This window comes from Acidovorax sp. HMWF029, from assembly GCF_003060895.1.
Classification (GTDB): domain Bacteria; phylum Pseudomonadota; class Gammaproteobacteria; order Burkholderiales; family Burkholderiaceae_C; genus Acidovorax.
This window is the reverse complement of sequence record NZ_QAIH01000076.1, coordinates 1-5995: the sequence shown is the minus strand read 5'-3', so window position 1 is coordinate 5995 and position 5995 is coordinate 1. Positions and strand designations below refer to the sequence as shown.

Here is a 5995-nt window from a genome sequence, read left to right as displayed (position 1 = left end):
GCCATACAGACAGCGCCACCCCTTCGCCCGCCCCCACCGGCATCCTGCGCCCCGGCGATGTGCAGCGCATGAGCGCAGGCTGGGGTGTGCAGCACAGCGAATTCAACGCGCTGCAGGACCAGGACACCCACTTTCTGCAGATCTGGTTCAAACCCTTGTTCACCGGCATCCGCCCCAGCTACGAGCACAAGCACTTCCCGGCCGCAGACCGCCGGGGCCGCTTGGTGCGCATGGCCTCGCGCAAGGGGCTGGACGGCTCGCTCAGCATGAATGCCGACGCCACCCTCTGGGCAGGCCTGTTCGACGGTGATGCCGAAACAGCCACACAGGCGCTCGACCCCCAGCGCCTGGCGTATGTGCATGTGGCACAAGGCACCGTGCAGGTCAATGGCGTGCCACTGGCGGCAGGCGACGGCGCGCTGCTGGAGGATGAAGACCAGCTGACCCTGCACCACGGCACCGGCGCCGACGTGCTGGTGTTCGACCTGGCCCGCCGGTAAGCTGCAACCCGCCACCATGCCCCACCCCAACGCATTCCGCCACCTGCCCGAGCTGCAAGGCCGGCTCACCCCGGCCCACGCTTCAGGCCTGCGCCTGACCGATGAGGTACTGGCCGAATGGGACGCCCAGGCCCAAAGCCAGGGCCTGCCGGCCCACTGGCGCCTGCCCGACAGCGAGGTGGAACGCTCGCGCCGCGAAGTGCTCGCCACCATCACCGCGCAATCGCTCGACCTGTGGGTATTTGCCTATGGTTCGCTGATGTGGAACCCAGGTTTTCACTTTGATGAAGTGCGCCGGGCCCGCCTGCCCGGGCATGGCCGCCGTTTCGCCCTGGGCACCACCATTGGCCGGGGCACACCCGACTGCCCCGGGCTGGTGCTGACGCTGGAGCCGGACGCCAGCCAGACCTGTGAAGGCCTGGCATTCAGGATTCCCGCGCGACTGGTCGATACCGAATCCCGCCTGCTCTGGCGCCGCGAGATGATCACCGGCGCCTACTGCCCGCAACTGCTTGCACTGCCAACACCCCAAGGCGAAGTGCAGGCGCTAGTGCTGATAGCCAACACCACCCACATCCACTACCGGGGCGACCTGTCGATGCAAGCCACCGCAGCGACCATTGCAAAGGCCTGCGGGCGCATCGGCAGCAACAGGGACTATCTGGAACAGCTGGTGCAGCAGTGTGAGGTGCTGGGGATCGGGGATGGGTATGTGCACCAGCTGGCGGTGCTTGTGCAGTCTGTGGCCTGCAGCGACGCCCTTTGAACCCTGCACCTGAGTGCCTGCAGGGCATACCTTGACGCGAGCTTGTTCAACTCAAAACGGCGCCGCCCCCGGGTCCGTATCCACCGGGGCCTCCCGGGGCCCGGTCACCACGCCGCCGCCGGCTGATTTGCGTGCGGGTGCCGTGGGCGCAGAAGGTGCCGAAACCCGTGGCGCAGCCGTGGCTGGAACCGCAGCAGTGGCAGCAGCTGCCACTGCATCGGCCGCACTGGCCACACCACTCTCCGCCTCGCCGCCCAGCGCTTCAATCAGGTCGGGAATCAGCTTCACCAGCTCGCCCGTGGCAATCGCCACGTCGGTGTCAAAACCGCCGTCGTCGGCCTTGGTACCTTCAAACACCGTGTCCAGGAACGACACCTTCTTGATCTGCAGGCCTTCGGTGAGCATGAAGCTCACGCGGTCGTCCCAGGTGAGGGCGAGCTTGGTGGGCAGTTTGCCCGCGTCGATGTGCGCCTGCACCTCTTCGATGTCCAGCGGGTGGCGGGCGTAGCGCACCACGGCTTTTTCCTCGTTGGCGCTTTTGAGTTCGCATTCACGGTCCACCGTGAAGCCCACGGGCGGCTCCTGTTCCTTGAGCCAGTGCGCCATGGCGGCCTGCGGGCTGGTCTGGGTGTTGATGAGCGAGACCGACAGGCCGGGCAGGGACTCGACCAGCAGCGTGACCACTTCGTCGGCGCGGCCCTGGCTCGAGGTGTCCAGCACCAGAAGGCGCGATGCGGTGTCGATCCACACCCACATCGAACCCTGCTTGGTGAAGGCCATGGGCAGCAGGTCGAGCTTGGCCTCGTCTTTCAGCTCCTTGCTTTCCTTCTTGCCGGGCTTGCGGCCGGTTTCCTGCTCGATGCGTTCGGCCTTTTCCTTGACCTTGCGCGCCAGCACGCTGCCGGGCAGTACCTTGGATTCGACCATGAAGCGCAGGATCCACTGGCCCCCGACCGACTCGGCCAGCGGGCCATGGGCATCACCACGCGGCGGCACCCAGCCCAGGGACTTTTCCTGCGTGGCACCACACTCCATGAAGGGCGCCTTGGCCAGCGCCTCTTCGACCTGCGTCAACTCCACCTGCCATTGCGGAGCAATGCGGTACACGATCATGTTCTTGAACACGGAAAACCTTTTGTTGGGGGCGTTGGTGAATAAAAAACAAGCAAACGGGCTCGGAACCCGCCATTGTCGGCGCTCGCCACCCCGGCCCTGTCGCCCGCCTGGGGGGACGGTGGCTTGACGTTCGTCAAACGCTATTAATTCAATAGCTAAAAAGACTTATCCATAGCGCGGAGGGCAGCAATTTGACCATGATGGCTCATGGAAAAAGGCCGCCCATGGATGGAGCTTCTTGTCACAACTTTACACAGCCTCATCCAACACGCACGGTGGCGATACATGCGGGGCAGACACTGACCATCAATCGCTGAAACGGTCGTTGCAGCGAGCCACCCCCCCTGTGAAAGGACACCCCGTCATGGCATCCACCTTCCAACACCGCTTTGCTGCCGCTGCCCTGCTGGCGGCCATCACCCTGCCCGTTCTGGCGCAGCAACCACCTGCCACACCCCCTGCCGCCCCGGCCAAGACCGTGGAGCGCCAGCACGGCGACCACGCCCAGCGCCACGCCAAGCACCTGGCCGACCTCAAGGCGCAGCTCAAGCTAAGCGCCGCCCAGGAACCGGCATGGACGGCCTTTACCGCCGCCCTGCAGCCCGGCGAGCGCCCCGCCCGCCTGGACCACAAGGACATGGACAAGCTCACTACCCCCGAGCGCATCGACCGCATGCGGGCCCTGCGTGCCCAGCATGCCGCCGAGGCTGACCGCCGGGGCGAGGCCACCAAGACCTTCTACGCCGCACTGACACCCGAGCAGCAAAAGACCTTTGACGCCCAGGCGCATCGCGGACACCGCATGGGCGCAATGAAGGGCGGCGAAGGCCGCCACCATGGAGGTGGTCACGGAGGCCCCGGTGAACGCCACCACGGTGGCGCAGGCGGCAAGCCCGGCCCGGCACCTGCCCAGTAAGCCCAGAACCAGCGGCCAACGGCCGCATCCCCATCCGCCCTGCGTCCTTCTACGGACGCCGGGCTTTTTTTGCGTCCAACGGAAGCCCCCCACACCCCACTAGCCCAAAAAATCAGGGCCAGCGCCCCGGATTGTGGATAAGTCTGGGAAGAGTTCTGGCACAACCGGGCAGTTATCCACACGAACAACCGCTGCCACAAAGTTGTTGTACCTGGGCCCCGCGCTTTGTGCAGCCCGCCGCACAGACTTTGCCGCAACGCAAACCCGCGCCAGCATTCAAGAAAAAGTGCTTGTCCACAGAAACGGGCTGACTCTACTACTACTGCTATTTATATATAGAGCTATCAAAGAATAACCAGAACCCCAACTCCGGGGAGCCTCGGGCATCCTTGCACACAAGAAGGCGACTGTGTCCCGCCGGGCTGGTGACAAAAAAAGAGGAGGGGTCCCGCGCGGCGATCCGATCGATCGGGGCCAGACAGGACAGGCGGGTGCCTGGCGCGGGGGAATGCAGGGTGTCTGGTGACACAGAAATCCCTGATTTGCTATAAATTTAATAGCTATAAATGCTTATCCATTGAGCGGAAAAGGCATTTTTGAATGCAATTTTTGCCTTGCTGACGCGCGGTGCGTAAAACTGGGGATAGTTCTGGCACAAGCGCCGGGTTATCCACAGAAAAAGGCGACGGCTGGTTTTTGTCCCCGTTGTCGCGACAGCGGGAGCAGGGATCGGTGCACAGGGTTGGCGTGCGGCTAAGTGCCTGCCCAGGCTGCAGAAAAACCAGTTGTCCACAGCAAGGGCCGCCCCTTACTACTACGACTATGTATTTATAAAAGATATAAGAAGAAAGACAGGGAACAACTCCCGAGCCGCCGGGGAGGTGCTGTGCAGTTCCCATTCCAGGGGTTTCGCAGCGCATGGATGGTCGGCTGTCGGTCTGGCAATGGCATTGGAGTCTGCGCGGCAGAAGGAGCATCGGCTGCAACGTGCGATAAACCGGTCTCGCGTGGTACTACCTCCTGCGCCCAGGGGGCCACCCTGGGCTTGTCGGCAGCACCACGCGATCGTCGGATTTCGCGCGTTTCGCTTCGATGCCTTCTGCCGCGCAGACTCCTAGGTGCGTTCAGAAAGCAAAAAACCACAGCCAAAGCTGTGGTTTTATCCAGTTTCTGAAAAGGAAAAAGTGAGGAAACTGCCCAGGGGGCAGGCTGCCTACGCAGCCGGAGTGCGCAGGAAGGCGTCCAGGAGGTCCACCGACAGGGGGCGGCTGAACAGGTAGCCCTGGTAGAGCTGGCAGCCTGCGCGGGCCAGCAGCTCGCGCTGCTCGGTGCTTTCCACGCCTTCGGCGATCACTTCCAGGCCCAGGCTGCGCGACAGGCCGATGATGGTGTCCACAATCGCGGCGTCGTTGGGGTCGGTGAGCAGGTCGCGCACAAAACTCTGGTCGATCTTGAGCTGGTCGAGTGGCATGCGCTTGAGATAGCTCAGGCTGGAATAGCCCGTGCCAAAGTCGTCCAGCGAGAAGCCCACGCCGTAGCTGCGCAGCGCCTCCATGGTGGCGATGGTGGTTTCCATGTCCTCCACCAGCACACTTTCGGTCAGCTCCAGCTTGAGCTGGCCCGACGGCGCGCCCGTGATGGCCAGCACCCGGGCCACGTCGTCCACAAAACTGGCGTGGCGGAACTGGCGCGAACTCACGTTCACGGCCATGGTCAGGTGGGCCAGGGCCGGGTCTTTCTGCCAGCTGGCCAACTGTTGGCAGGCGTTGTGCAGCACCCAGCGGCCCAGGGGCAGGATGAGCCCGGTTTCTTCGGCCAGCGGGATGAACTGCGCGGGCGAGACCATGCCGCGCTGCGGATGGGCCCAGCGCACCAGCGCCTCCACCCCCACACACTGGCCGGTGTGGCGCATCTGCGGCTGAAAGTGCAGCAAAAATTCGTCCTGCGCCAGGGCCGAGCGCAGGTCGGCCTCCAGTGCGGCGCGGGCTGTGACCACGGCCTGCATGTCGGGATCAAAAAAACGCAGTGTGTTGCGGCCGGCTGTCTTGGCCTGGTACATGGCCAGGTCGGCCTGCTTGAGCAGCTCGCCCACACTGGCTAGCTCGCCCGTGAACTCCCCGGTGAAGGGCGCAATGCCGATGCTGGGTGTGCTGCGGTACTGGTAGCCCGCCAGCGCATAGGGCACGGCCAGCATGGTCAGGATCTTTTCGCCCACACTGCGGGCGTACATGGCGAGTTCGTGGGGCTTGGGGCTGAGTTCTTCGAGCATCACCACAAACTCGTCGCCCCCCAGGCGCGCCACGGTGTCCACCGCACGCACGCAGGTGTTCAGGCGCTGCGCCACCTGCTGCAGCAGCAGGTCGCCCTGGTCATGGCCCAGGGTGTCGTTGAGCTGCTTGAAGTTGTCCAGGTCGATGAACAGCAGCGCCCCGCCCTGCTGGCGCCGCTGTGCGGTGGCCAGGGCCTGGTGCATGCGGTCCATGAGCAGCATGCGGTTGGGCAGGCCGGTGAGTGCGTCGTAGAAAGCCAGGCGCTGGATCTCGCGCTCGTTGGCCTTGCGCTGACTGATGTCGGTGTTGATGGCCAGGATGGACTGCGGGCTGCCGTCTTCGCCGCGCACCAGCGTCCAGCGGCCCTCCACCTCAATGGTGTCGCCGTTGCGGTGGCGCTGCACAAGCTCGCCCGTCCATTCACCTT

General features: G+C 64.2%; 5 protein-coding genes. 3 read left to right on the top strand and 2 right to left on the bottom strand.

The genetic code is table 11. The features are described from left to right. Together DBR12_RS04540 and DBR12_RS04535 are read left to right on the top strand one after the other, a co-directional pair. On the top strand, positions 1-500 hold a 500-nt coding region (locus DBR12_RS04540; protein ID WP_199226629.1), incomplete at its 5' end, for a pirin family protein. Between the two features lie 16 nt (positions 501-516). Further along, the gene (locus DBR12_RS04535) at positions 517-1266 is read left to right on the top strand and encodes a gamma-glutamylcyclotransferase (RefSeq protein ID WP_108616157.1); all 750 of its coding nucleotides are present in this window, start codon (positions 517-519) and stop codon (positions 1264-1266) included. 51 nt (positions 1267-1317) lie between these two features. On the opposite strand, the gene DBR12_RS04530 is transcribed toward DBR12_RS04535, so the two are convergent. Further along, positions 1318-2391: a recombination-associated protein RdgC gene (locus tag DBR12_RS04530; protein ID WP_108616156.1), complete on the bottom strand. Its 1074-nt coding sequence runs from the start codon at positions 2389-2391 to the stop codon at positions 1318-1320. A 355-nt stretch (positions 2392-2746) separates the two neighbouring features. Between DBR12_RS04530 and DBR12_RS04525 the strand changes: the two genes are divergently transcribed. Next, complete coding sequence (locus tag DBR12_RS04525; RefSeq protein WP_108616155.1) at positions 2747-3298, top strand: Spy/CpxP family protein refolding chaperone; 552 nt, start codon at positions 2747-2749, stop codon at positions 3296-3298. A gap of 1213 nt (positions 3299-4511) precedes the next feature. Here the strand turns inward: DBR12_RS04525 and DBR12_RS04520 are convergent. Then, positions 4512-5995 (bottom strand): bifunctional diguanylate cyclase/phosphodiesterase (locus DBR12_RS04520; RefSeq protein WP_146185470.1); only part of this gene is annotated, 1484 nt, incomplete at its 5' end.